This window comes from Chromobacterium sinusclupearum (assembly GCF_002902845.1).
Lineage (GTDB): Bacteria > Pseudomonadota > Gammaproteobacteria > Burkholderiales > Chromobacteriaceae > Chromobacterium > Chromobacterium sinusclupearum.
This window is the reverse complement of record NZ_PPTF01000029.1, coordinates 83,087-105,364: the sequence shown is the minus strand read 5'-3', so window position 1 is coordinate 105,364 and position 22,278 is coordinate 83,087. Positions and strand designations below refer to the sequence as shown.

Here is a 22,278-nt window from a genome sequence, read left to right as displayed (position 1 = left end):
GCTGCCGGTATAGGCGCGGCGGGCGCCGTTTTCCAGCTCGCGGATGATCTGCATGGTGCGCACCTTGGGGCAGCCGGTGATGGTGCCGCCGGGGAACAGCGCGCGCAGCACGTCCGCCGGCGCGACGTCGTCGCGCAGCCGGCCGCGCACATTCGATTCGATATGGTGGACATAGGCGTAGCTGGCCACCGCCATCAGCTCGTTGACTTCCACCGTGCCCGGCCGGCAGATGCGGCCTAGATCGTTGCGCTCCAGATCGATCAGCATCACGTGCTCGGCGCGCTCCTTGATGCTGCTGATCAGCCGCTGCTTCAGCGCGGCGTCTTCCGTCGGGTCCGGCGAGCGTGGATGGGTGCCGGCGATCGGCCGCGTCTCGGCCCAGCCCTGCTGCACGCGCACCAGGCGCTCCGGCGACGAACTGACGATCTGCGCCTCGCCCAAGTCCGCCAAGGCCGAGAACGGCGCCGGGTTGGCCCGGCGCAGCGCGGCGTAAAGATCCGGCGCGGCGATGCCGTCGGCCAGCTCGGCGCGCCAGCCGCGCGAGATGTTGACTTGAAACACGTCGCCTTCGTAGATGTAGCGCTTGAGGCGGACCACCGCGTCGGTGTACCACTCGGGCGGGTCTTCTTCCAGCGCGTTCAGCGCGACCGCCGCCGGTTCAAAAGCCGGACGCGCGCTGACCAGGCGCTCCAGCCGATGCCAGTCCTCAGCGGTCTCGCCGACCAGCCAGGCTTCGTTGTGGACGCGGTCCACCAGCACCGCCGCCGGCGTGCGCGCCCATACCGCCAACGGAAAACTATCGGGCAAGGCGGCCGGCACCCGCGGCTCGAACTCGGACAACAGATCGTAGGCGAGATAGACGAACCAGCCACCGACAAACGGCAGGGCATGCGGATTGGCCACCGGCCGCGGCTGGAAGGCGCGCATCTGTTCGAGAAACGCCTGGCCCTCGCCGCTGCGGAACACGCGCCGCTCGCGCTGCATCAGCAGCAGATCCCAGCCGCTGTCGCCGGACGACTGCATCAAGTACGGGAAATTCTCGCGATCGGAAACGTGCAGCGCCAACAAGTCGGGAATGAAATCGAGTTTCTGCGTGAACATCGGGAGTCCTGGGCCGGCAAGGCCCGGCACTGATTTACGACCTCCGCCGGCCAACCTTGCGCACGGCGGCGGAAAAAAGAAAAACCGCTGCGAGTGTAGCGCAGCGGTTCGGCCTGTCAATCGCTTGCGCGACGGTTTTACACGCGCTTGAACACCAGCGTGCCGTTGGTGCCGCCAAAACCGAAGGAATTGGAGATACCCACGTCGATCTTCATTTCACGCGCGGTGTTGGCCACGTAATCGAGATCGCAACCCGCTTCCAGATCCTGCTCGACCAGATTGATGGTCGGCGGCGAGATCTGGTTGTGGATGGCCAGAATGGTGTAGATCGCCTCCACGCCGCCGGCGCCGCCCAGCAAGTGGCCGGTCATCGACTTAGTGGAGTTGACCACCAGCTTGCCGGCGTGGTCGCCGAACGCCATCTTGATGGCGTTGGTCTCGTTGGCGTCGCCCAGCGGCGTGGACGTGCCGTGCGCGTTGACGTACTGCACCTGGTCGGCGTTGATGCCGGCGTCGCGCAGCGCGTTGGCCACGCCGCGGGCCGGGCCCTCGGCATTCGGCGCGGTGATGTGATACGCGTCCGAGCTCATGCCGAAGCCGATCAGCTCGGCGTAAATCGTCGCGCCGCGCTTCACCGCATGCTCATACTCTTCCAGCACCAGCACGCCGGCGCCCTCGCCCATCACGAAGCCGTCGCGGCCCTTGTCCCAAGGACGGGACGCGCCTGCCGGATCGTCGTTGCGGGTGGACAACGCCTTCATCGCGGCGAAGCCGCCGATGCCCAGGCGCGAGATCGCTCCCTCGGCGCCGCCGGCCACCATGATGTCGGCGTCGCCGTACTGGATCAGGCGCGCGGCGTCGCCTATGCAGTGCGCGCCGGTGGTGCAGGCGGACACGATGCCATAGGACGGCCCCTGGAAGCCTTTCAGGATGGACACCTGGCCGGCGATCAGGTTGATCAGCGAACCCGGAATGAAGAACGGACCGATCTTGCGCGGGCCGCCTTCCATCAGCGCCACACCGGTGTCCTCGATCAGCGGCAAGCCGCCGATGCCAGAACCGATATTGACGCCGACGCGGGTCTTGTCCAGCCCCGGGATGTCATCCAGGCCGGCATCGGCGATGGCCTGGAGGGCCGCGGCGATGCCGTAGTGGATGAACAGGTCGTTGCGACGCGCCTCCTTCGGCGAGATGTATTGGGCGATGTCGAAATCCTTGACTTCGCCCGCGATCTGGCACGCCATGTCGCTGGCATCGAAACGGGTGATCTTGCCTATGCCGCTCTTGCCGGCCAGCAAATTGGCCCAACCGGTGGCGACATCATTGCCGACCGGGGACACATGGCCCAGGCCGGTGACTACTACTCTGCGTTTGGACACGAAGAATCTCCGTGAGAGATGGGAGGGCAGTCTCCCGTTGAAACCAAGCGAGTCGATTGCGCAAGCGCGCAATTCAAACGCACGTTTGGAATCCTCATAACAAAAGAACCTCTGCGGGCGAGCCGAAGCAGCACCGGGCAGAGGTCCTGGTCCCGAAGAAAGGGATTATTTGTTCAGATGAGCGGTGACGTAGTCGATGGCTTGCTGAACGGTCGTGATCTTCTCGGCCTCTTCGTCCGGAATTTCGCACTCGAACTCTTCTTCCAGAGCCATTACCAGCTCAACGGTGTCGAGCGAGTCGGCGCCCAGATCGTCCACGAAGGAGGACTCGGTCTTCACTTCGGCTTCGTTCACGCCCAGTTGTTCGGCGACGATCTTCTTAACGCGCGCTTCGATGTTTTCCATTTGTTTAAACCCTTGACCTTTCTGATTCGGGATCACAAAACCCCGGTATTCTACAAAAAAAAATTAGAGCAGCCTACCTAAATCTCATCCGGACATTTGCCGGATCAGTTTATGGCATCAGCATGCCACCATTTACATGCAATGTCTGACCCGTGATGTACGCGGCCCGATCCGACGCCAAAAATACAACGGCATCGGCAATATCCTTGGCGTCGCCCAGACGCCCGAGGGCGATCTGCCCCACCAGCGCCTCGCGCTGCGCTTCCGGCAGCGCGCGGGTCATGTCGGTGTCGATGAAGCCCGGCGCGACGCAGTTGACGGTGATGTTGCGGCTGCCGACCTCGCGCGCCATGGACTTGGTGAAGCCCATGATGCCCGCCTTGGCGGCGGCGTAGTTGGCTTGGCCGGCGTTACCCATCGCGCCCACTACGGAAGCGATGTTGATGATGCGGCCGCTGCGGGCCTTCATCATGCCGCGCATCACGGCCTTGGACGTCTTGAACACCGACTTCAGATTGGTGTCCATGATGGCGTCCCAATCGTCTTCTTTCATCCGCATCAACAGGTTGTCGCGGGTGATGCCGGCATTGTTGACCAGCACGGCGATGGCGCCGAATTCCTTCTCCACCGTGTCCACCAGCGCCTCGACTGCGCCCGCCTCGGTCACGTTCAGCACGCGACCGGCGCCGCCCTTGCCGGACAGACGCTCATGGATCGCAGCCGCGCCGGATTCCGACGTAGCGGTGCCGATGACAATCGCGCCTTCGGCGACCAAGGCGTCGGCGATGGCCGCGCCAATGCCGCGGGACGCGCCGGTCACCAGCGCTACTTTGCCCTGCAGACTCATCAATATGTCTCCTTATGGTCGGCGTCCGCCCCATGCAGGACGGATCGCCGCGGGCCGGCCTCAGCCAACCCGCTGTCAATGGGTGCTCAGGCCAGCTCGGCGCTGGCGGCCTCCAGCGAGGCGCGATCGGTCAAGGTCAGGCACTTGACGTTGCCGTCGATGCGCTTGGCCAAGCCCGCCAGCACCTTGCCGGGACCGCATTCCGCCATCAGCAGGATGCCGTCGCCGGCCAGCTTCTGGATGGTTTCAGTCCAACGCACCGGCATGTACAGCTGACGAGTCAGCGCGTCGCGGATTTGCGCCGGGTCGCTGTAGCTGGACACATCGGCATTGTGCAGTACCGGAATGGCCGGCACGTTCAGGTTCACCTCGCGCAGCGCCTCAGCCAGGCGTTCGGCGGCCGGGCGCATCAGTGAGCAGTGCGACGGCACGGAAACCGGCAGCGGCAGCGCGCGCTTGGCGCCCTTGGCCTTGCAGGCTTCCATCGCCCGCTCCACCGCGGCCTTGTGGCCGGCGATCACCACCTGGCCCGGCGAGTTGAAGTTGACCGGCTCCACCACCTCGCCCTGCGCAGCCTCCGCGCAAGCGGCGCGGATGTCGTCATCGGACAGGTTCAGGATGGCGGCCATGGCGCCGGTGCCCGCCGGCACGGCGGCCTGCATCGCTTCCGCGCGCAGGCGCACCAGCTTGATGGCTTCGGCGAACGGCAGCGCGCCAGAGGCCACCAGGGCGGTGTACTCGCCCAGGCTGTGGCCGGCGACTACCGCCGGCTGCTTGCCGTTCAGCTCCTGCCACGCCAGATACGTGGCGTAACCGGCGGCCAGCATGATGGGCTGGGTGTTGACGGTGGCGTTGATGGCATCGGCGCTATCCGCCTGCAACATGGCCCACAAATCCACCGACAACGCGTCGGAAGCCTCTTCGAAGGTATGCTGCACGACCGGCAGATCGGCGAAGCCATCCATCATTTTCAGGCTCTGCGAGCCTTGACCGGGAAACAGAAATGCAAAAGTCATTGTCGACTCCACTGAATTCGACGCAAAGGATGACGCAAGACGCCCCTCGCTGCCAAGCCCGCTGATCAAAAAAACCGCTGATAATCGGCGAATCGGCAGCGAAATGCGTTTTTCGCTTCATCCGCTTATCAAAAGATCAGCAGCGCGGCGCCCCAGGCGAAACCGCCGCCTATCCCCTCCAGCAGCACAGTCTGTCCGCGCTGGATGCGGCCATCGCGCACGGCGACGTCCAGCGCCAGCGGGATGGAGGCCGCCGAGGTATTGCCCTGCTCCGGCAAGGTGACGATGACCTTGTCCATGGACAAACCCAGGTGTTTGGCAGTGGATTCGATGATGCGCAGATTGGCCTGGTGCGGCACCAGCCAATCGACGGCGGATTTCTCCACGCCGGCCTCGGCCAGCGTGGACATGGCGATCTCGGACAAGGACTTGACGGCGAATTTGAACACCGCCGGACCGTCCATGTGCAGATACGGCATGCCCTGGATCTTGCCGCCGGAAATCTGCGCCGGCGTATTCAGCAGGCCCTGGTAACGGCCATCGGCCGCCAGCTTGGCATGCAGGATGCCCGGCTCGTCGGATGCGCCCAGCACGACTGCGCCGGCGCCGTCGCCGAACAATACGCAGGTGCGGCGGTCATCCCAATCCAGCACGCGCGACATGATCTCCGCCCCCACCACCAGCGCCTTCTTCGCCATGCCGCTCTTGATATAGGCGTTGGCGGTGCTCAGCGCGTAGATGAAGCCGGCGCAGACGGCCTGCACGTCAAACGCAGGCACGCCGGGCAGACCCAGCTTTTCCTGCAGAATGCAGGCGGTGCTGGGAAAGATCATGTCCGGGGTGGTGGTGGCGACGATGATCAGGTCGATCTCGTCCTTGTCTATGCCAGCGCTGGCGATGGCGGCTTCGGCCGCCCTCAAGGCGAGGTCGCTGGTCTTGTGCTGCTCGTCAGCAATATGGCGCGCGCGGATGCCAGTGCGAGTGACGATCCACTCGTCGCTGGTCTCCACGCGTTCGGCCAATTGCGCATTGGTGAGCACCTGGGACGGCAGGTAACTGCCGGTGCCGAGAATGCGGGAATAGCCCATGTATGTCAGTTCGCTTCTGCCTCGGATTGCTTGAGGTTGTCTAGTTGTTTAGCAACCCGTTCGGCGATGTGACCAATCACGTCGGAGCCGGCCTCCTCGCATGCCTGCGCCAACGCGTAACGGAATCCTGTGACATCGGCGCCGCCGTGGCTTTTCACCACAATGCCGCGCAGGCCCAGCAAGCTGGCCCCGTTGTAGCGGCGCGGATCGATGCGCTTCTTGAAGAGCGCCAGCACCGGCAGCGCGGCCAGCGCGCACAGGCGCGTCCACCAGCTGCGGCCGAACTCTTCCTTCAGGAATACGGCGAACATGTGCGCCAGCCCCTCAGCTGTCTTGAGCGCCACATTGCCGGTGAAACCGTCGCAGACTACCACATCCACCGTGCCCTTGCAGATGTCGTCGCCTTCCACGTTGCCGTAGAAATTCAGCTCCGACTGGCGCAGCAGTTCGGCAGTCTTCTTGATGTTGTCGTTGCCCTTGATGTCCTCGCTACCGATATTCAGCAGACCGACGCTGGGGTTGGTCTTGCCTTGCAGACAAGCCATCAGTTCGGAACCCATGATGCCGAACTGCAACAGTTGTTCTGGGGTGCAATCGACGTTGGCGCCCAGATCCAGCACGCAGGAAGTGCCCTTGACATTGGGCAGCAGCTTGGCGATGGCGGGACGGTCGATGCCCGGAATGGTCTTGAGGACGAAACGCGCGGTGGCCATCAGCGCGCCGGTATTACCGGCGGAGACGGCGGCCTGCGCCTTGCCTTCCTTGACCAGATTGATCGCCACCCGCATTGACGAATCCTTCTTATTCTTCAGGGCGAGCTGAGGCGCCTCGTCCATACCCACCACTTGGGTGGCATGCTGGATGAGGATGCGCTCACGCACGGCGCCCGCATGCAGGGACAGTTCCGCCTCAAGGGCTGGCTGGTCGCCTACGAGAATCAGATGGGTGTCGGGGTGGTCTTGCAGGAATTGGATCGATGCTGGGACGGTAACCTTGAGGCCAACGTCACCGCCCATAGCATCAACCGCGACGGTGATAGTCATCAACGAGTGCGGTATAAAGTGCCTACCAAAAAAGGAAAGGAAGTGAGGACGGGGAGATTACTCGCCCTTGGTCTTCACAACCTTGCGGCCACGGTAGAAGCCGTTCGGGCTGATGTGGTGACGCAGGTGGGCTTCGCCGGTGCTGGCTTCAACTGCCAGGGCCGGAGCGGTCAGAAAATCGTGTGCACGATGCATGCCGCGCTTGGACGGGGACTTTTTGTTCTGTTGAACAGCCATGGTCGACTCCTAAGAAATTCAAGTAGATTCTAATGCGAATCAGGGTTACTCGGACTTGGGTCTCTTAAGCGCCGCCAGCACCGCAAACGGGTTGGGCTTGTCAGCCTTGGCGAGCGAGAGAGTATCCCTGCTGCATTCGTCGTGTTTCGGCGAATGCGGCAAGCCCATGATGATTTCGTCTTCGATCAGCGCAATCACGTCCAGTTCGGGTTCGGCGAGAATGGCGTCCAGTTCCTCGTCCTGCTCGCAGGCTTCATCCAGTTTTTCCTGGCTGGCGAACAGCGTGAGCACCGAATCGGTGTCCAGGCTGAACGGCATGCCATCCAGGCAACGCTGGCAGGTGACTTGCAGCGCAGCCGTCAGGCGGATGCGCAGAGCGAGGCGCTGCAACTCGTCGCGAAAGCCGTCGAGCTGGTAGGACACCTCGCCAGAGGTGTCCGACAGGTCGCCATGAACGCGCTCGTCCAGCCCGCCAACCGGCAATGCGCCGGACAGCGAGCGGCCCTCCCGGGCGAACTTGAGCGGATCAATCAAAATCGGTTTAGACATAAACTCCGCATGGTACAATCCATTCCCCTGATTTGTCAAAAGAAACAAGGCAGGCGCAAACCGTCATCGTCCGCGCCGCGGCAACGGCGCCGCGCCCTGCCGCCACCAGGCTCGAAACATGCACATCGTACTGGCTTCCACTTCCCGCTATCGCCAAGAAATCATCGCCCGCCTGGGCCTGCCTTTCCAAGCCGAACCGCCCATCTGCGACGAGACGCCCCTGCCCGGCGAAACCGCGCTGCAAACCGCGGTGCGCCTGGCCCGCACCAAAGCGCAATCGCTGGCGGGCAAGCACCCGGACGCGCTGATCATCGGCTCCGACCAGGTGGCCTTGCTGGACGGCCAGCAGATCGGCAAGCCCGGCAGCTTCGAAAACGGCGTGGAAATGCTGAAGTGGATGAGCGGCCGCACCGTGGTGTTCCACTCGGCGCTGGCGTTGTACAACAGCCACAGCGGCCGGCTGCAGGAATGCGTCGGCCTCACCCGCGTGACGCTGCGCCAACTGAGCGAAGCGCAGATCCGCAATTACCTGACCCGAGAGCCCGACGCCCTGCATTGCGCGGGCAGCGCCAAGAGCGAAGGCCTGGGCGGCGCGCTGCTGGAAAAGGTGGAATCCGACGATCCCAACGCGCTGATCGGCGTGCCACTATTCCAATTGATCACCATGTTGACCAATGAGGGCGTGGAGGTGCTGAAATGAGCGGCACGCTATTCCTGATTCCCGCCCCGCTGGGCGATGAAACCCTCGCCTGGCTGCCGGAAGGCGAGCGCGCCAAGGTCGTGCACATCACCCACTTCGTGGTGGAGGCGGAAAAAACCGCGCGCAAGCATTTGAAAGCGCTCGGCATCGCCACGCCGATCCGCGACCTGGCCATGAGCACGCTGAACGAGCACACCAAGGAAGCCGACGTCGCCACCCTGCTCGCCCCGTTGAAGGCCGGCCACGATGTCGGCCTGATCTCCGAAGCCGGCTGCCCGGCCGTGGCCGACCCCGGCGCGCAACTGGTGGCACTGGCGCACCGCCACAGCATCCGCGTCGAACCGTTGATCGGCCCCTCGTCCATCCTGCTGGCGCTGATGGCCAGCGGCGCCAACGGCCAATGCTTCGCCTTCCACGGCTACCTGCCGGTGGACGCGGCGGAAAAGGCCAAGCGGGTGAAGGAGCTGGAGCAGCGTTCGCGCCAGCACAACGAGACCCAGCTCTTCATCGAGACCCCCTATCGCAATAACGCGCTGCTGGCGCAACTGCGCGAGACGCTGGCGCCCAGCACCCGGCTTGCGGTAGCCTGCGACCTGACGCTGCCCACGCAGACCATCGTCAGCCATCGCGTGCAGGATTGGCCCAAGGACGCGCCGGACCTGCACAAGCGCCCAGCCATTTTCGTGATCCACGCCGCCTGAAGAAGCGACGCCATGCCCAAGACCAAGCCCATCATCCAGTCGCTGCTGGATACCGACCTGTACAAGTTCACCATGCTGCAGGTGGTGCTGCACCAATTCCCGGCCGCGCATGGCGAATACGAATTCCGCTGCCGCAATCATCCGGACACGCCGCTGTCGCAACTGAAAGCCCAGTTGGAAGAACAACTGGACCTGCTATGCCAGCTGCGTTTCCAGCAAGAGGAGCTGGCTTACCTGCGCGGCCTGCGCTTCATCAAGAGCGATTTCGTCGATTACCTTGAATTGTTCCATCTGCAACGCCGCTTCATCAGCGTGACGGAGGAAGGCGAGCAGCTGGCCATCCTGATCAAGGGGCCGATGGTGCAGGCGATGTTCTTCGAGATCTTCGTGCTGGCCATCGTCAACGAGCTGTATTTCCGCCCGCTAGGCAGCGAAGCCGTGCTTGAGGAAGGCCGCCGCCGCCTGGAGGCCAAGATCGCCACCCTGGAGCGCTTCCAGCGCGAAGAAGCCGCCAGCCAGCGCTTCCCGCTGCTGATCGCCGACTTCGGCACTCGCCGCCGCTTCAGCCGCGATTGGCAAGCCCATGTGGTGGAGCGGCTGAACCGTGCGCTGCCGCAAATCTTCCGCGGCACCAGCAATGTGCATCTGGCGCGCAAACTGGGCATCACGCCCATCGGCACCATGGCGCATGAATTCTTCCAGGCCTTCCAGGCGCTGGGCGTGCGGCTGCGCGACTTCCAAAAAGCGGCGCTGGAATCCTGGGTGCAGGAATACCGCGGCGACCTCGGCATCGCGCTGACCGACGTCGTCGGCATGGACGCCTTCCTGGCGGACTTCGATCTTTACTTCGCCAAATTGTTCGACGGCCTGCGCCACGACAGCGGCGATCCTTATATATGGGGCGACAAGGCCATCGCCCACTACCGCAAGCTGCGCATCGACCCGGCCACCAAGATGCTGACCTTCAGCGACGGCCTGACCGTGGACAGCGCCCTGCAACTGCACCGCCATTTCAGCCCGCACATCCAGGTCAGCTTCGGCATCGGCACCCACTTCACCAACGATATGGGACTGGAGCCGCTGCAGATCGTGCTGAAGCTGGTCAGCTGCAACGGCCAGCCGGTGGCCAAGCTGTCCGACAGCCCCGGCAAGATCATGTGCAGCGACGAAACCTTTCTCGCCTACCTGCGCCAGGTCTTCAAGATTCCCGCTCCGCGCTAGACGAGCCTGCCAGCAGCGCGCGCAAACGCTGGCGCGCCGGCTCGGCCAGCCGGTCGCCAGCCAGCGCCAGCGTCTGCCAACCCATGGCCCGATACGCCGCCCGCGCGGCGGCATCGGGCAGCACTGCCAGATGGCTGGCCACCGTTTCGGCATCGCCGCGCAGGATCGGCCCGGTCAGCGCCTGATACGGCCCCAAGGCCAGCGCATTGTCCAGCGTCTGCCGCATCAAGCCGCCCAATAGATCGCCAAGCAGCTCGGCCGGCACCCCGGCCTGCCGCTCCAAGCCCTCCGCCATCGCCGTCAAAGCCACCAGATAATTGGAAGCCACCGACAAGCCCGCGTGATAAGCCGCCTTGCCGCCCGGCGCCAGCCGGAACGGCCGGCCACCCAGCAGCCGCGCCAGCTCTTCCAAACGCACGCAGGCAAGCTCATCGCCTTCCACGGCGCACAGCGTCCCGGCAAAACCCGCCACCGCCCGCTCAGGTTCGGCAAAAGAGAATGCCGGATGCAGACTGGCCAGCCACACCCCCTGCTCCGCCAGCGGCGCCAGCAACGTGGCCTCGCAGGCGCCGCTGGCATGAAACACCACGCTGCCGGCAGGCACCGCACCTGTCTTCGCCAATTCAAGCGCGCAGTCGGCAATGGCCGCATCCGGCACCGCCAGCAAATAAAAATCAGCCGGCGCCAACTCGCGCCAATCCGCCACCACCCGCCCCGCGCCGATGAAGTCGCGCGCCTCCGCCAAGGAGGCCGCATCACGCCCCACCACATCCGCCACCCGACAAGCGCCAGACAGATGCGCCAGCCGCGCCAGGCTGCGCCCCACCCGGCCCGCGCCAATCACACTCAGTGCAACCATATATATAGATTCCCATCCGCCAGACATACCCACCCCGGCAAGAATGGCCGGAATGCAACAGTTTCACGCCGAAATACTACTGACAACTTATCAGTTATTTACATTTAAAAACATAAACTTAACACAAACATCTTCATGAAAATGAAACATCATTGGAACAATTGCTCCATTTACATAGTTTTCGCTTTCTTTTACTATGTTCGCTAGCGAATTCAAGTAGATGCAATCCGCACCGCCTGGATTCACTTCAAGTCACGTTGATTTTTCAAGCCCGCCCACAACCGCGGGCTTTTTTTTATGCAACTACAGCCAAACCACCGTGTAAACCATTGTAAAACGGCACACTCAGCGCTTTGATGTATTTTTGCAACAGAAAGAAGTAGCCACAAACCCAACATTGCAAACCAATACTATTCAATAACTTACCAGCATCAAAAACGAATTTTCAGTTTGCAGAAACCCAACACAAGTTGCTCATCAGCAACACTTCCCAGCCCTCATAGTTGCATTTTCACAACCCAGCCAATAGCATTTGCTCACATTCCTAAACCAACTAAGGATGACTTGACCATGAAAAAAAGTCTGATCGCCCTGCTGGTAGCCTCCATGCCGGCTGCCGCTTTTGCTGACGTAACCATCTACGGCGCCATCAAGGCCGGCGTTGAAAACGTTGATAACGGTACCAAAAAGACCAATATCGACGACCTGGGCTCCCGTATCGGCTTCAAGGGCAGCGAAGATCTGGGCAACGGCCTGAAGGCTATCTGGCAAGTTGAAAGCGGTTTCGCTATCGACGGTGGCAGCAACGGTAGCGCCGCTGATGGCAAGTACTCTGGCTCCAGCGCCGGCACTTTCGCTAGCCGCAACTCCTTCCTGGGTCTGCAAAGCAACCTGGGTACCCTGCGCTTCGGTAATGTGTCCAACTTCCAAGACAGCGACATGGGCGTGGTTGACACCTGGTCCTACAACAATGCCGCTCTGGGCTTGGGCGTTTTCACTCGCGACGGCGCTCGCCTGAAGAATTCCGTACGCTATGACTTGCCGGCTATCGTTCCGGGCCTGACCGCTGCCTTCCAATACGGCACCAAGGAAGACAAGAGCGCTGCCACCCAAGACCGCGAAACCTACAATCTGGGTCTGGGCTACGAAAACAGCGGCTTCTTCGGCAAGTACGACTACCAATATGAAAGCCACGTTGCCAGCGGCGTAGAACTCAGCAACAAGGGCAACCGCAAGCACCAACTGGAAGTTGGCTACAATGCTAACAACCTGTTCGTGGGCTTTGGCTACAAGCAAAGCCAAGGCGACGTGACCACCACCGCTCTGAGCGCGCTGGCCACTCCGGCCCAAGTGACCGCCATCCAAGGCAAGCTGGGTAACGGCGTTGAATTCAAGACCACCGAATACGCACTGACCGCTGGCTACACCTTCGGCGCCATCACTCCGAAGTTCACCTACGCTCACGGTGACAACGTGAAGGTTGAAGGCGTATCTGCCGACAACACCAAGTACGACCAATTCGTACTGGGTGCTGATTATGCTCTGTCCAAGCGCACCACCGTTGGCGCGCAATACGGCGAAATCAAGCTGGGCAACAATGCTGCTGCCCTGCTGCTGAGCAACGGCAACACCAAGATCAAGTCCTTCGGCCTGAACATGGTTCACAACTTCTAATTCAACGGTTCGACGCAAGAACCTGCGAACGCAGAAGCAGAAAAGACCCGCCTCGGCGGGTCTTTTTCCGTATATGTGAGACAAGAATGAAAAAACAACTCATCGCACTCGCTTTGCCCGCCCTGCTGCTTGCAGCGACATGCCGTGCCGACGATGCCGGGCCACAAGACAACTACGCCAGAATCCGCATCTTTCAGCGAAACGGTGTGGGGCTTGGCCTCTTCCCACATCATGATTGCTATCGCTTTTCCCTAATGGGCAATAACGACGACATCGTGGAATCTCAAGCTTTCAAATCCTTCATCCACCTCGCCAATAACAAAAGCATCGGCATGCCCGAAACACCGAATACCCATGCTCAAGCGGAAAGAAGTAAATTATTTTCCCAAGACTATTATCAGGAATACAAGCTTCCAGCTGGCGAAATCACCACACTAACCGCGAGCTTCAGCGACGTCTCCAACTGGCGCTGCAACACGCTGGCAGTCAAGTTTAAACCCCAAGCAGGCACCGACTACGAAGCCATGCTGAATGTGGACATGGACAGTAAGACCTGCCATCTGGTGATTGGCTCCATCCCCCATGACAATCCGGATGCTGCGCTGGAACCGCTGCCCAACCTTGCGCCGGCCTCGTACTGCCCTGACGATAAGTAAAAAATAAAGCCGTTCCACCTTACGGGGGAACGGCCCTAACTCCATGTCGACCACATCAAAACGGCAGCTGGTACACCGGGTTGCGGGTATCTGCGCCCTCCTCCCGTATCCGCTCCAGTTCCGTGCGCAGCGCGGCCTGCAGCCACTGCTCACGCATTCTGTCGCCTTCCGGATGCTCGGCCAGCGTGCGGTATAGCGCCATGCCGTGCATGGTGGTCATCATGGTCAGCAAGGTAGCGAAAAAGCCGGTGGAAATGGCGTAGCGCGGGAACAACGAGGCCATCAAGGCGACGAAGCGGTCGCGGAAATAGGTGCTGGCGCTGCCGAGGAAAATATCGCGCAAGTCCGGCGTCGTCCGAGCCGCCATCAGCAATTCCAGCAGCACGATGTGGCGCGGCGACATCACCAGCGCCCGCATCAGCCCGACGATGCGCTCCTCCTCCGCCATGCCCGGCGGCTGCTGGCTAGCCAGCGTCAGCGCGGCGTCGAAGATATCGTCCACCACCTTGCGCCCCACCGGCAGCATCAGCTCGTTCTTGGTGGCGAAATGACGGAACAGCGCGCCTTGCGACACGCCGGCGCGGTTGCAGATCAGTTGTACGCTGGTGCCGTGATAGCCGCACTCCATCAGGCATTCTATCGCCGCCTCCACCAGTTTTCCGATGGTGGACTCCCTGCGGCTTTGCTGTGTTCGTCTGGTTTGCATCTATTGTTTTATCATTTATCGTCCCATGTCCGCCGCATGATACGCGAAACCGCGCGCCCAAGCGAGGGTGGGCACATTCTAAGAACAAGCTAGACACGCCAATAGCCCGGCGCTCCTCTCTCCCCAGGCCGCCGCCGCAAGCGGCAGCCGCCAACACAATACTACCAAAATCAATGGTGCGGCATGCAAGCGGATTTTGCGGCGCAATGCGCTGCAAGCAGGGGAGATCAGGCGAGCGGCGCGCAAGATCGGACGGCCGTGGCGCAGAGGATGCGCCCGCTGCGGCCTGTCCGCCTTGCGCGCCGGCAAGGAATCATCAAAAAAGCGACTGCTCTATTTCAAAAAATCGCTTTCCGACCAATGCCGCGAAAACTATTTCACCGCCGCCGCGGAGAAGTCGACCCGGCCGTACGGATTGACCGCAAAGCCGTTGACCTCCTTGCGCGCCAAGACATAGGCCGTGGGATGCGCCAGCGGCAGCCATAGCGCCTGATCGTGGATGAGGCGCTGCGCCGACTGATACAGCTTGCTGCGCGCCTTGAAGTCGGCCGTCTTCTTGCCGTCGCTGATCAGCTTGTCCAAACGCGCATCGCAATAGCGGGCGAAATTGGTGCCGGACTGCACGGCCGAGCAGGAAAACTGCGGAGTCAGGAAGTTGTCCGGATCACCGTTGTCGCCAGCCCAGCCCATGAACAGCATCTGGTGCTCGCCAGCCTTGCCCCGCTTGATCAGTTCGCCCCACTCCAGCACCTGTATCCGCAGGCGGATGCCGACCTTGGCCAGATCCGCCTGCAGCATTTCCGCGCCGGCCTTGGGGCTGGGGTTCAGCGTGCTGCCGCTGGGCCGGACCCAGACATCGACATCGAAGCCGTCCGGATAACCGGCCTGCGCCAGCAGCTTCTTGGCCCGCGCCGGATCGTACGGATAAGGCTTGATGGTTTTGTCGTAGCTCCAGGTATTGGGCGGATACACCAGATTGGCGGCAATCGCGCCATTACCGAACACGGCTTTCAGATAGCTGGCTTTATCGAAGGCCAGATTGATCGCCTGCCGCACCTGCGGATTGTCCAGCGGCTTCTTCTGGCTGTTGAAGGCGACGAAGGCTGTCATGAAGGCCGGCGCCTGCCACACCCGCAAGCGGGCGTCGGCCTGCGCCGACTGCACGTCCTGCGGCTTGGGCGACAGCGCGATCTGGCATTCGCCTGCGCGCAGCTTCTGCAAGCGCACGCTGGAATCCGGCGTGATGGCGTAGATCAGCGCCGATACCTTGGGCTTGCCGCCAAAATACGCCGGGTTGGGCTGATAGCGAACCAGCGCGTCCTTGACGAAGCTCTTGAGGATGAACGGCCCGGTGCCGATGGGCTTGCTGTTCAGTTCGGCGGTCTTGCCTGCCGCCAGCAGCTGCGCCGCGTATTCGGCAGAATAGATGGAGGCGAAGCCCATGGTCAGACTGGAGAGGAAAGTCGCTTCGGGGTAGTTCAGCTCGAAGCGCACGGTTTGCGCATCCAGCTTGCGCACGGCCTTGATCAGCTTGGGAAACTGCATGGCCTGGGCGTGCGGATAACCGGCCGGCGCGGTCTTGTACCAGGGATTGTCCGGGTTCAGCATGCGGTCGAAGGTGAACGCCACATCGTCGGCGTTCAGCTTGCGCGTGGGCTTGAAGTAGTCGGTGCTATGGAAGACCGCGTCGGGACGCAGATGAAACGTGTAGGACAGGCCATCCGGGCTGGCTTCCCAGCTGCGCGCCAAGCCGGGGCGCAGCTTGCCTGCGGCGGCATCGTATTCCACCAGCCGGCTCATCAGCACATCGGCGGAGGCATTGGTGGTGACCAGGGAGTTGTATTGCACCACATCGAAGCCTTCGGGGTTGGCGTCGGTGCAAATGGTGAGCGGCTTGGCGGCCATGGCGCCCAGCGGCAACCAGGCCGCCAGCAGGGCGGCGGACAGAACCTTCATGGCATTCTCCTTGCGGCGCCCGTCAAAATGCCGGGCGCATGACTCGCAATAGGTTAAGCCAATCCGGCATGAAAACCAACGAATTAATCAGGCTAAGATAATAAGCGCCCGTTCAAAACGGGCGCTCGTCTACATCACCAATTGCGCGAACAGATTGGCCGGCAAGGCCGGGCTGCACAGGAAGCCCTGGTACTCCTGACAGCCGCGCTCCGCCAACCAGCGCAGCTGCTGCGACGTCTCCACACCCTCCGCCACCATGTTCAGTCCCATCATGCGGCATAGCGTGGTGATCATCTCGGCAATGGCCGGCCGCCGTTCCAGATCGGCGACAAAAGAACGGTCTATCTTCAGCGAGGTCAACGGGTAGCGCTGCAGATAGGCCAGATTGGAGTAGCCGGTGCCGAAGTCGTCCACTGCGATGCGCACGCCCAGCGCGCGCAGCGACTGCAGCGTGCGCATGGTTTGCTCGTCATCGCCCAGCAGCACCGACTCGGTGATTTCCAGTTCCAGCTTTTCCGGCTGACAGCCGCTGTCGCGCAAGGCCTGCGCCACCATCTCGGCCAGCGCCGGATCGACGAACTGGCTGGGCGACAGATTGACCGACACCATCAGATCCAGGCCGCGCTCGCGCCATTGGCGCTGCTGGCGGGCCGCCTGGGACAGTATCTGCCGGCCCAGTTCGCGCACCATGCCACAGTCTTCGCACAAGGGGATGAAGGCATCCGGCATCAGCATGCCGCGCATCGGGTGTTGCCAGCGCGCCAGGGCCTCGGCGCCGACGATGCGGCCGCTGGCCACATCGACGCGCGGCTGGAAGTAGGCGACGAATTCGCCGCCGTCCAGGCCGCGCCGGATATCGCGCTCCATCGCCAGCTGCGCCTGGCTGCGCTCTTCCAGCGCCGGCGCGAAGAACATCAGATTGTTGCGGCCGGCGTCCTTGGCGGCGTACATGGCCAAGTCGGCGTGGCGCATCATCTGTTCGATGTCCAGCCGCCCCTCGCCGCACACGCTGATGCCTATGGAGGCCGAAACGCTGATGTCCATGCCGCCCAGCCGCATCGGCATCGCCAGGCTTTGCAAAATTCGAAGCCCCAAGGCCTCCGCCCGCTGCGCCACATCCGGCGCCGCCAGCATCACCAGGAATTCGTCGCCGCCCAGGCGGGCCACTTTCTCATCGTGCCCCAGCAGTTGCGACAGGCGCCCGCTCATGCGGATCAGCATCTCGTCGCCGCTGGCGTGGCCCAGGGAGTCGTTGACGTTCTTGAAGCGGTCCAGGTCGATGAACATCAAGGCCACCTGGCGGCCGTCGCGCAGGGCCTGTTGCAAATACGGCAGCAACTCGCTGCGAATGCCGTTGCGGTTGGGCAGGCCGGTCAATACGTCGTGATTGGCTAGGAAGCTGGCGCGCGCCTCGGCGTGCTTCAGATCAGTGATGTCCACTTCCGTGACCAGCAGCGCGTCCTGGCCCGATACCCCGTCGCGGCACGCGCGCACGGCGATTTCATGCCAGCGCATGCCCTGCCGGGTATGCACCTGGGCCAGCTGTCTGGCCTCGCCGGCGGCGGCCACCCCCTGTTGCAGGGTTTGCCAGTCGCCATCATGAATGAAATGCTGGCGCCAGGTTTCGCTGGCATAGGCCACCTTGGCGCGGGCCGATGGATTGCGGTACAACACCATGCCGGCGGAGTCATACAGCGTGACCAGCATGGAGGTATGCATCAGCGCCTCGGCGCTGCGCAACGTGGCAGGATCGGTGGACAGCGTATTCTGCGCCTCGCAGAACATCATCATCCGGCCTTCCACCTGAATGCCGCGGAATACGACTTTCAACTGCCGCGGCATGCCTTTGGGGTAAAGCGTCCAGCTCTCGGTGAACACGGCATTGTCGCGTTCGAAATCCTGTTGATACTGGCTGAGCCGCTGCGCCACGGATACCGACATATCGCGCGACATGTCGCGCGCGCATAATTCCTGCAGGCTATCGGCGCCCCACACTTCCAGAGCGGCCGGATTGGCCCAGAATACGCGTTTGTTATCGATATCGAACACCCAAACCGGCAGGCTCAAAGCCTCCAGCATCGGCAAATTGTCTCCCTGCCAGGAGATGACGTTCTTCTTCGGCATGATTGCCGTTAACCTTTTATTTATTCATCAAAAATTCGGCTCGCCGTTTATCGGCAAGGCTTGCCATTGTAGCAAACGAGATAGCCGACGCTGCTGTTATTTTGCGCAGCCGGCATTTTCACCGCCGCAATTTCGGCAGGCATGCGTTTCAGCTGCAGAATGAAAAAAGCAGGGCGCTCGCCCTGCTTGGATGATGTGAATGGCTTCAATTGATCGGTTTGCGCGCAAACAATCTGGCCATGCTGTGGTGATGGGGCCAGCCATGGCTGAGATCGAGCGCATATTCCTCCTGATAGGCCAGGGCTTCCAGCTGGGCAAATTGTGTCTTTAATTCTCCGGACCGGTAGTAATGGCGGATATAGGCGGCGGTTTCGCTGGCGCGTCCGCCGCGGCCACTGCAGCCGGGATCGTCCACCAGAAATACCGAGGCGAACAGAAAGCCGCCTGGCGCAAGGCCCGATACCATGGCTTGCGCCAACCTGGCGCCCGCCTCCTCGCTCAAATGATCCAGCAGGGTATAGGCCACGATGATCTGATAATGCTGCGGCTCGATATCCGCCTCCGCCATATTGGCCAAATCGGCCACGCCTCCATTGACATCGAGTTGCAACTCGTCGGCCAGCCCGCTCAAACGAGCCACCGCCTCCGCAGACTGATCCAGGCCTCGCATGGAAAAACCGCGGCGCGCCAGATACAGGGCATTGCGCCCTTGGCCGCATCCCAGATCCAGTCCGACGCCCTCTCCTTTCACATTGTACTTATCCAGATAATAAATCAGGGACAGCGCTGGCCGGTCCCCATAGAACGACGCATTGCTGCGATAAAAACCATCGAAATCCGCGGCACCCATATTTATTCCCCTGCTCACGCACTCCCAAAAACAAGCACCGACAAGGCAAATCATCGGCAGGTGGAAACTACTTACTAGTAATAGTTCTTATGGGAAATTGTTACTACTTAGATACACATACTAAGTATTTACACCTAAATGATGGCCAACAAGATAAAGAAAAACCCCGTCAAGCAGCGCCGGACGGGGTCGTTTACAGTTAGGAGACGAGTTTTACTGATAGTTGTCGATGCTCGGGCAGCTGCACTGCACGTTGCGATCGCCATACACGTCGTCGATGCGGTTCACGCTCGGCCAGAACTTGTTCTCCAACACGTAGGGCAGCGGGAACAGGCCCTGCTCACGGCTGTAAGGACGGTCCCACTCGCCGGCGATGTCGGTCTTGCTGTGCGGCGCATTGACCAAGGGGTTGTTGTCCGCAGGCCACACGCCGTTCTGCACTTGGTCGATCTCGGCGCGGATGGCGGCCATCGCCGCGATGAAGCGGTCCAGCTCGGCCTTGGGCTCGGATTCGGTCGGCTCTATCATCAGCGTGCCCGGCACCGGGAAGCTCATGGTCGGCGCGTGGAAGCCGTAGTCCATCAGGCGCTTGGCCACATCCACTTCGGTAACGCCGGAAGCGGCCTTCAGCGGACGCAGATCGATGATGCACTCGTGCGCCACCCGGCCATTGACGCCGGTGTACAGCACCGGGAAGTGCTCGGCCAGGCGAGTGGCCAGATAGTTGGCGGACAGCAAGGCGTTTTCCGTCGCCTGCTTCATGCCTTCCGCGCCCATCATGGCGATGTACATATACGAGATCGGCAGGATGGAAGCCGAGCCGAACGGCGCGGCGGAGACTGCGGTCTGCCCCTCTTCCGCGCCCGGCACCGAAGCCACCACGTGGTTGGCCATGAACGGCGCCAGGTGCGCCTTCAGGCCGATCGGCCCCATGCCCGGCCCGCCGCCGCCATGCGGGATGCAGAAGGTCTTGTGCAGGTTCATGTGCGACACGTCGGCGCCGATGTCGGCCGGACGGGTCAGCCCCACCTGCGCGTTCAGGTTGGCGCCGTCCATATACACCTGGCCGCCGTGGGCGTGGACGATCTCGCAGATCTCTTTGATACTTTGCTCGAACACGCCGTGGGTGGACGGATAGGTGATCATCAACGCGGCCAGGTTGGCGGCGTGCTGCTCGGCCTTGGCCTTCAGATCGGCCACGTCGACGTTGCCGGCCTCGTCGCACTTCACCACCACCACCTGCATATTCATCATTTGCGCGGTGGCCGGGTTGGTGCCGTGCGCCGATTGCGGAATCAGGCAGATATTGCGATGGCCTTCGCCGCGCGACTCATGGTAACGGCTGATGGCCAACAGGCCGGCGTATTCGCCCTGGGCGCCGGAGTTAGGCTGCATGGAGATGGCGTCGAAGCCGGTGATCGCCTTCAGCTGCCGCTGCAAGCCCTCGATCAGCTCCAGATAGCCCACGGTCTGCTCGCGCGGCGCGAACGGATGCATATTGGCGAATTCCGGCCAGGTGATCGGGATCATCTCGCTGGTGGCGTTCAGCTTCATGGTGCAGCTGCCCAGCGAGATCATCGAATGGTTCATCGCCAGGTCGCGGTTTTCCAGCTTCTTCATATAGCGCAGCATCTCGTGCTCGCTATGGTGGGTGTTGAACACCGGGTGGGTCAGGATGGCCGACTCGCGCTTCAGCCCGGCCGGGATGGCCTCTTTGACCACGGCATCCAGGGCAGCGATGTCTGCCGGCTTGCCGGTGAACAGCTCGATCAGCTTAGCGAGGTCCGCCTCGGTGGCGGCTTCGTGGAAGGCCACGCCCAGCACTGTCTTGCCGACGCGGCGCAGGTTGTATCCGGCGGCCAGCGCGGCGGCGTAGATAGCGTCGGCTTTAGGAGCGTCCACCTGCACCGTGTCGTAGAAGCGGTCGAACACCAGCTTGCCGCCGGCGGCTTGCACCGCGTGGGCGAAGATGGCGGCCAGGCGATGAATGCGGGCGGCGATGCGCTTGACGCCTTCCGGGCCGTGATAGACGGCATACAGGCCGGCGATATTGGCCAGCAGCACCTGGCTGGTGCAAATGTTGGAGTTCGCTTTTTCGCGGCGGATGTGCTGCTCGCGGGTCTGCAGCGCCATGCGCAGCGCGGTCTTGCCCTTGGCGTCGATGGAGACGCCGATGATGCGGCCCGGCGCGGAACGCTTCATCTCGTCCTTGAAGGCGAAATAAGCCGCATGCGGACCGCCGAAGCCCATCGGCACGCCGAAGCGCTGGGTATTGCCCAGCGCGATGTCGGCTCCCATTTCGCCCGGAGACTTCAAGGCTACCAGCGCCATCACGTCGGCGGCGACGGCGACGATGACGCCCTTGGCCTTGACTGCGGCGATATGCGGGGTCAGATCGATCAGATCGCCGGCTTCGCCCGGATACTGGAACAAGGCGCCGAAGTAGTCGCCGTTGCCGGCCTCTTCCGGATGGCCCTGCACCAGCTCGAAGCCGAAGTACTTGGCGCGGGTCTTCATCACGTCCAGCGTCTGCGGCAGCACGCGGTTGTCGACGAAGAAACTGACGGACTTGGATTTGGACACGCGCTTGGCCATGGCCATCGCCTCAGCGGCAGCAGTGGCCTCGTCCAGCAGCGAGGCATTGGCCATTTCCAGGCCGGTCAGGTCGATCACCATCTGCTGGAAGTTCAGCAGCGCCTCCAGCCGGCCCTGGGCGATCTCGGCCTGGTACGGGGTGTAAGCGGTGTACCAGCCCGGATTTTCCAGGACATTACGCAGGATGACGGTGGGCGTCAGCACCGGGTAGTAACCCAGGCCGATGAAGGACTTGTTGACCACGTTCTTGGCTGCGACAGCCTTCAGCGCGGCCAGCGCCTCCGCTTCCGGCTGCGGCGCAGGCAGGTCCAGGCGGCGGTTCAGGCGGATGTCGGCCGGCAGAGTCTGGTCGACCAAGGCATCGATGGACGGCGCGCCGATGGCGGCCAGCATCTCGGCGCGTTCGGCGTCATTGGGGCCGATGTGGCGGGAGAGGAATTCGTGACGATTGAAGAGTTCGGCAAGAGACATACAAGACCTTTCTTTGGCCACGAAAACCATGAAAGGACACGAACGGCATGACGCGAAGCCGAAAAGCCGCTCACGCTGAGAGAAGCCGGAACAGGCTTCC

The 22,278-nt window shown here is 62.1% G+C and carries 20 protein-coding genes; 5 read left to right on the top strand and 15 right to left on the bottom strand.

Annotated elements, in window-relative coordinates:
- The 9 genes from C2134_RS08670 to C2134_RS08630 all read right to left on the bottom strand — a co-directional run.
- Positions 1–1,101: chorismate-binding protein (locus C2134_RS08670; RefSeq protein ID WP_103319240.1), on the bottom strand; the 1,101-nt coding region annotated here is incomplete at its 3' end.
- Between the two features lie 137 nt (positions 1,102–1,238).
- A complete protein-coding gene (fabF, locus tag C2134_RS08665; protein ID WP_103319238.1) occupies positions 1,239–2,480 on the bottom strand; it encodes a beta-ketoacyl-ACP synthase II in 1,242 nt (413 codons plus the stop codon).
- A gap of 165 nt (positions 2,481–2,645) precedes the next feature.
- Positions 2,646–2,885, bottom strand: coding sequence for an acyl carrier protein (gene acpP / locus C2134_RS08660; RefSeq protein ID WP_103319235.1), 240 nt, complete (start codon positions 2,883–2,885; stop codon positions 2,646–2,648).
- 109 nt (positions 2,886–2,994) lie between these two features.
- Positions 2,995–3,732 carry a 3-oxoacyl-ACP reductase FabG gene (gene fabG / locus C2134_RS08655; RefSeq protein ID WP_103319233.1) on the bottom strand — a complete coding sequence of 246 codons (738 nt, stop codon included), beginning with the start codon at positions 3,730–3,732 and terminating at the stop codon, positions 2,995–2,997.
- Positions 3,733–3,818: 86 nt separating this feature from the next.
- Positions 3,819–4,748 (bottom strand): ACP S-malonyltransferase, encoded by a 930-nt coding sequence (gene fabD / locus C2134_RS08650; RefSeq protein WP_103319231.1) that lies wholly within the window; start codon positions 4,746–4,748, stop codon positions 3,819–3,821.
- A 128-nt stretch (positions 4,749–4,876) separates the two neighbouring features.
- Positions 4,877–5,836, bottom strand: a complete 960-nt coding sequence (locus C2134_RS08645) for a beta-ketoacyl-ACP synthase III (protein WP_103319229.1) — start codon at positions 5,834–5,836, stop codon at positions 4,877–4,879.
- A gap of 5 nt (positions 5,837–5,841) precedes the next feature.
- The gene (plsX, locus tag C2134_RS08640) at positions 5,842–6,879 is read right to left on the bottom strand and encodes a phosphate acyltransferase PlsX (protein ID WP_043620885.1); all 1,038 of its coding nucleotides are present in this window, start codon (positions 6,877–6,879) and stop codon (positions 5,842–5,844) included.
- A 57-nt stretch (positions 6,880–6,936) separates the two neighbouring features.
- Positions 6,937–7,116: a 50S ribosomal protein L32 gene (rpmF, locus tag C2134_RS08635; protein ID WP_011136965.1), complete on the bottom strand. Its 180-nt coding sequence runs from the start codon at positions 7,114–7,116 to the stop codon at positions 6,937–6,939.
- A gap of 45 nt (positions 7,117–7,161) precedes the next feature.
- Positions 7,162–7,665, bottom strand: a complete 504-nt coding sequence (locus C2134_RS08630; RefSeq protein WP_103319226.1) for a YceD family protein — start codon at positions 7,663–7,665, stop codon at positions 7,162–7,164.
- A 118-nt stretch (positions 7,666–7,783) separates the two neighbouring features.
- Between C2134_RS08630 and C2134_RS08625 the strand changes: the two genes are divergently transcribed.
- The 3 genes from C2134_RS08625 to pncB are packed head-to-tail and all read left to right on the top strand — an operon-like array spanning position 7,784 to position 10,287.
- Positions 7,784–8,365 (top strand): Maf family protein, encoded by a 582-nt coding sequence (locus tag C2134_RS08625; RefSeq protein ID WP_103319224.1) that lies wholly within the window; start codon positions 7,784–7,786, stop codon positions 8,363–8,365.
- Positions 8,362–9,066 carry an SAM-dependent methyltransferase gene (locus tag C2134_RS08620; RefSeq protein WP_103319222.1) on the top strand — a complete coding sequence of 235 codons (705 nt, stop codon included), beginning with the start codon at positions 8,362–8,364 and terminating at the stop codon, positions 9,064–9,066. Before C2134_RS08625 ends, C2134_RS08620 begins: the two co-directional genes overlap by 4 nt.
- Positions 9,067–9,078: 12 nt before the next feature.
- Positions 9,079–10,287 carry a nicotinate phosphoribosyltransferase gene (pncB, locus tag C2134_RS08615; protein WP_103319220.1) on the top strand — a complete coding sequence of 403 codons (1,209 nt, stop codon included), beginning with the start codon at positions 9,079–9,081 and terminating at the stop codon, positions 10,285–10,287.
- Here the strand turns inward: pncB and C2134_RS08610 are convergent.
- A complete protein-coding gene (locus C2134_RS08610) occupies positions 10,265–11,146 on the bottom strand; it encodes a Rossmann-like and DUF2520 domain-containing protein (protein ID WP_103319218.1) in 882 nt (293 codons plus the stop codon). The two genes, pncB and C2134_RS08610, sit on opposite strands and share 23 nt — an antisense overlap.
- Before the next feature lie 570 nt (positions 11,147–11,716).
- On the opposite strand from C2134_RS08610, the gene C2134_RS08605 reads away from it, so the two are divergent.
- A complete protein-coding gene (locus C2134_RS08605) occupies positions 11,717–12,820 on the top strand; it encodes a porin (protein WP_103319216.1) in 1,104 nt (367 codons plus the stop codon).
- A gap of 86 nt (positions 12,821–12,906) precedes the next feature.
- Complete coding sequence (locus C2134_RS08600) at positions 12,907–13,476, top strand: hypothetical protein (protein ID WP_103319214.1); 570 nt, start codon at positions 12,907–12,909, stop codon at positions 13,474–13,476.
- A gap of 55 nt (positions 13,477–13,531) precedes the next feature.
- Here the strand turns inward: C2134_RS08600 and C2134_RS08595 are convergent, their stop codons facing one another.
- The 5 genes from C2134_RS08595 to gcvP form a co-directional block, all read right to left on the bottom strand.
- The gene (locus C2134_RS08595; protein ID WP_103319212.1) at positions 13,532–14,182 is read right to left on the bottom strand and encodes a TetR/AcrR family transcriptional regulator; all 651 of its coding nucleotides are present in this window, start codon (positions 14,180–14,182) and stop codon (positions 13,532–13,534) included.
- A 372-nt stretch (positions 14,183–14,554) separates the two neighbouring features.
- Positions 14,555–16,138: an ABC transporter substrate-binding protein gene (locus tag C2134_RS08590; RefSeq protein WP_103319209.1), complete on the bottom strand. Its 1,584-nt coding sequence runs from the start codon at positions 16,136–16,138 to the stop codon at positions 14,555–14,557.
- Between the two features lie 129 nt (positions 16,139–16,267).
- Positions 16,268–18,262 carry a putative bifunctional diguanylate cyclase/phosphodiesterase gene (locus C2134_RS08585; protein ID WP_103319208.1) on the bottom strand — a complete coding sequence of 665 codons (1,995 nt, stop codon included), beginning with the start codon at positions 18,260–18,262 and terminating at the stop codon, positions 16,268–16,270.
- A 205-nt stretch (positions 18,263–18,467) separates the two neighbouring features.
- Positions 18,468–19,112, bottom strand: coding sequence for a class I SAM-dependent methyltransferase (locus C2134_RS08580; protein WP_158248728.1), 645 nt, complete (start codon positions 19,110–19,112; stop codon positions 18,468–18,470).
- Between the two features lie 213 nt (positions 19,113–19,325).
- On the bottom strand, positions 19,326–22,178 hold the full coding sequence (gene gcvP / locus C2134_RS08575) for an aminomethyl-transferring glycine dehydrogenase (RefSeq protein WP_103319205.1): 2,853 nt from the start codon (positions 22,176–22,178) through the stop codon (positions 19,326–19,328).
- Between the last annotated feature and the right edge of the window lie 100 nt (positions 22,179–22,278).

Excerpts from the sequence above, each read along its gene's own strand:
- acpP (WP_103319235.1), bottom strand. The coding sequence starts at position 2,885 with ATGGAAAACATCGAAGCGCGCGTTAAGAAGATCGTCGCCGAACAACTG.
- fabG (WP_103319233.1), bottom strand. The coding sequence starts at position 3,732 with ATGAGTCTGCAGGGCAAAGTAGCGCTGGTGACCGGCGCGTCCCGCGGC.
- fabD (WP_103319231.1), bottom strand. The coding sequence starts at position 4,748 with ATGACTTTTGCATTTCTGTTTCCCGGTCAAGGCTCGCAGAGCCTGAAA.
- C2134_RS08645 (WP_103319229.1), bottom strand. The coding sequence starts at position 5,836 with ATGGGCTATTCCCGCATTCTCGGCACCGGCAGTTACCTGCCGTCCCAG.
- plsX (WP_043620885.1), bottom strand. The coding sequence starts at position 6,879 with ATGACTATCACCGTCGCGGTTGATGCTATGGGCGGTGACGTTGGCCTC.
- rpmF (WP_011136965.1), bottom strand. The coding sequence starts at position 7,116 with ATGGCTGTTCAACAGAACAAAAAGTCCCCGTCCAAGCGCGGCATGCAT.
- C2134_RS08630 (WP_103319226.1), bottom strand. The coding sequence starts at position 7,665 with ATGTCTAAACCGATTTTGATTGATCCGCTCAAGTTCGCCCGGGAGGGC.
- C2134_RS08625 (WP_103319224.1), top strand. The coding sequence starts at position 7,784 with ATGCACATCGTACTGGCTTCCACTTCCCGCTATCGCCAAGAAATCATC.
- C2134_RS08620 (WP_103319222.1), top strand. The coding sequence starts at position 8,362 with ATGAGCGGCACGCTATTCCTGATTCCCGCCCCGCTGGGCGATGAAACC.
- pncB (WP_103319220.1), top strand. The coding sequence starts at position 9,079 with ATGCCCAAGACCAAGCCCATCATCCAGTCGCTGCTGGATACCGACCTG.
- C2134_RS08610 (WP_103319218.1), bottom strand. The coding sequence starts at position 11,146 with ATGGTTGCACTGAGTGTGATTGGCGCGGGCCGGGTGGGGCGCAGCCTG.
- C2134_RS08605 (WP_103319216.1), top strand. The coding sequence starts at position 11,717 with ATGAAAAAAAGTCTGATCGCCCTGCTGGTAGCCTCCATGCCGGCTGCC.
- C2134_RS08600 (WP_103319214.1), top strand. The coding sequence starts at position 12,907 with ATGAAAAAACAACTCATCGCACTCGCTTTGCCCGCCCTGCTGCTTGCA.
- C2134_RS08595 (WP_103319212.1), bottom strand. The coding sequence starts at position 14,182 with ATGCAAACCAGACGAACACAGCAAAGCCGCAGGGAGTCCACCATCGGA.
- C2134_RS08590 (WP_103319209.1), bottom strand. The coding sequence starts at position 16,138 with ATGAAGGTTCTGTCCGCCGCCCTGCTGGCGGCCTGGTTGCCGCTGGGC.
- C2134_RS08585 (WP_103319208.1), bottom strand. The coding sequence starts at position 18,262 with ATGCCGAAGAAGAACGTCATCTCCTGGCAGGGAGACAATTTGCCGATG.
- C2134_RS08580 (WP_158248728.1), bottom strand. The coding sequence starts at position 19,112 with ATGGGTGCCGCGGATTTCGATGGTTTTTATCGCAGCAATGCGTCGTTC.
- gcvP (WP_103319205.1), bottom strand. The coding sequence starts at position 22,178 with ATGTCTCTTGCCGAACTCTTCAATCGTCACGAATTCCTCTCCCGCCAC.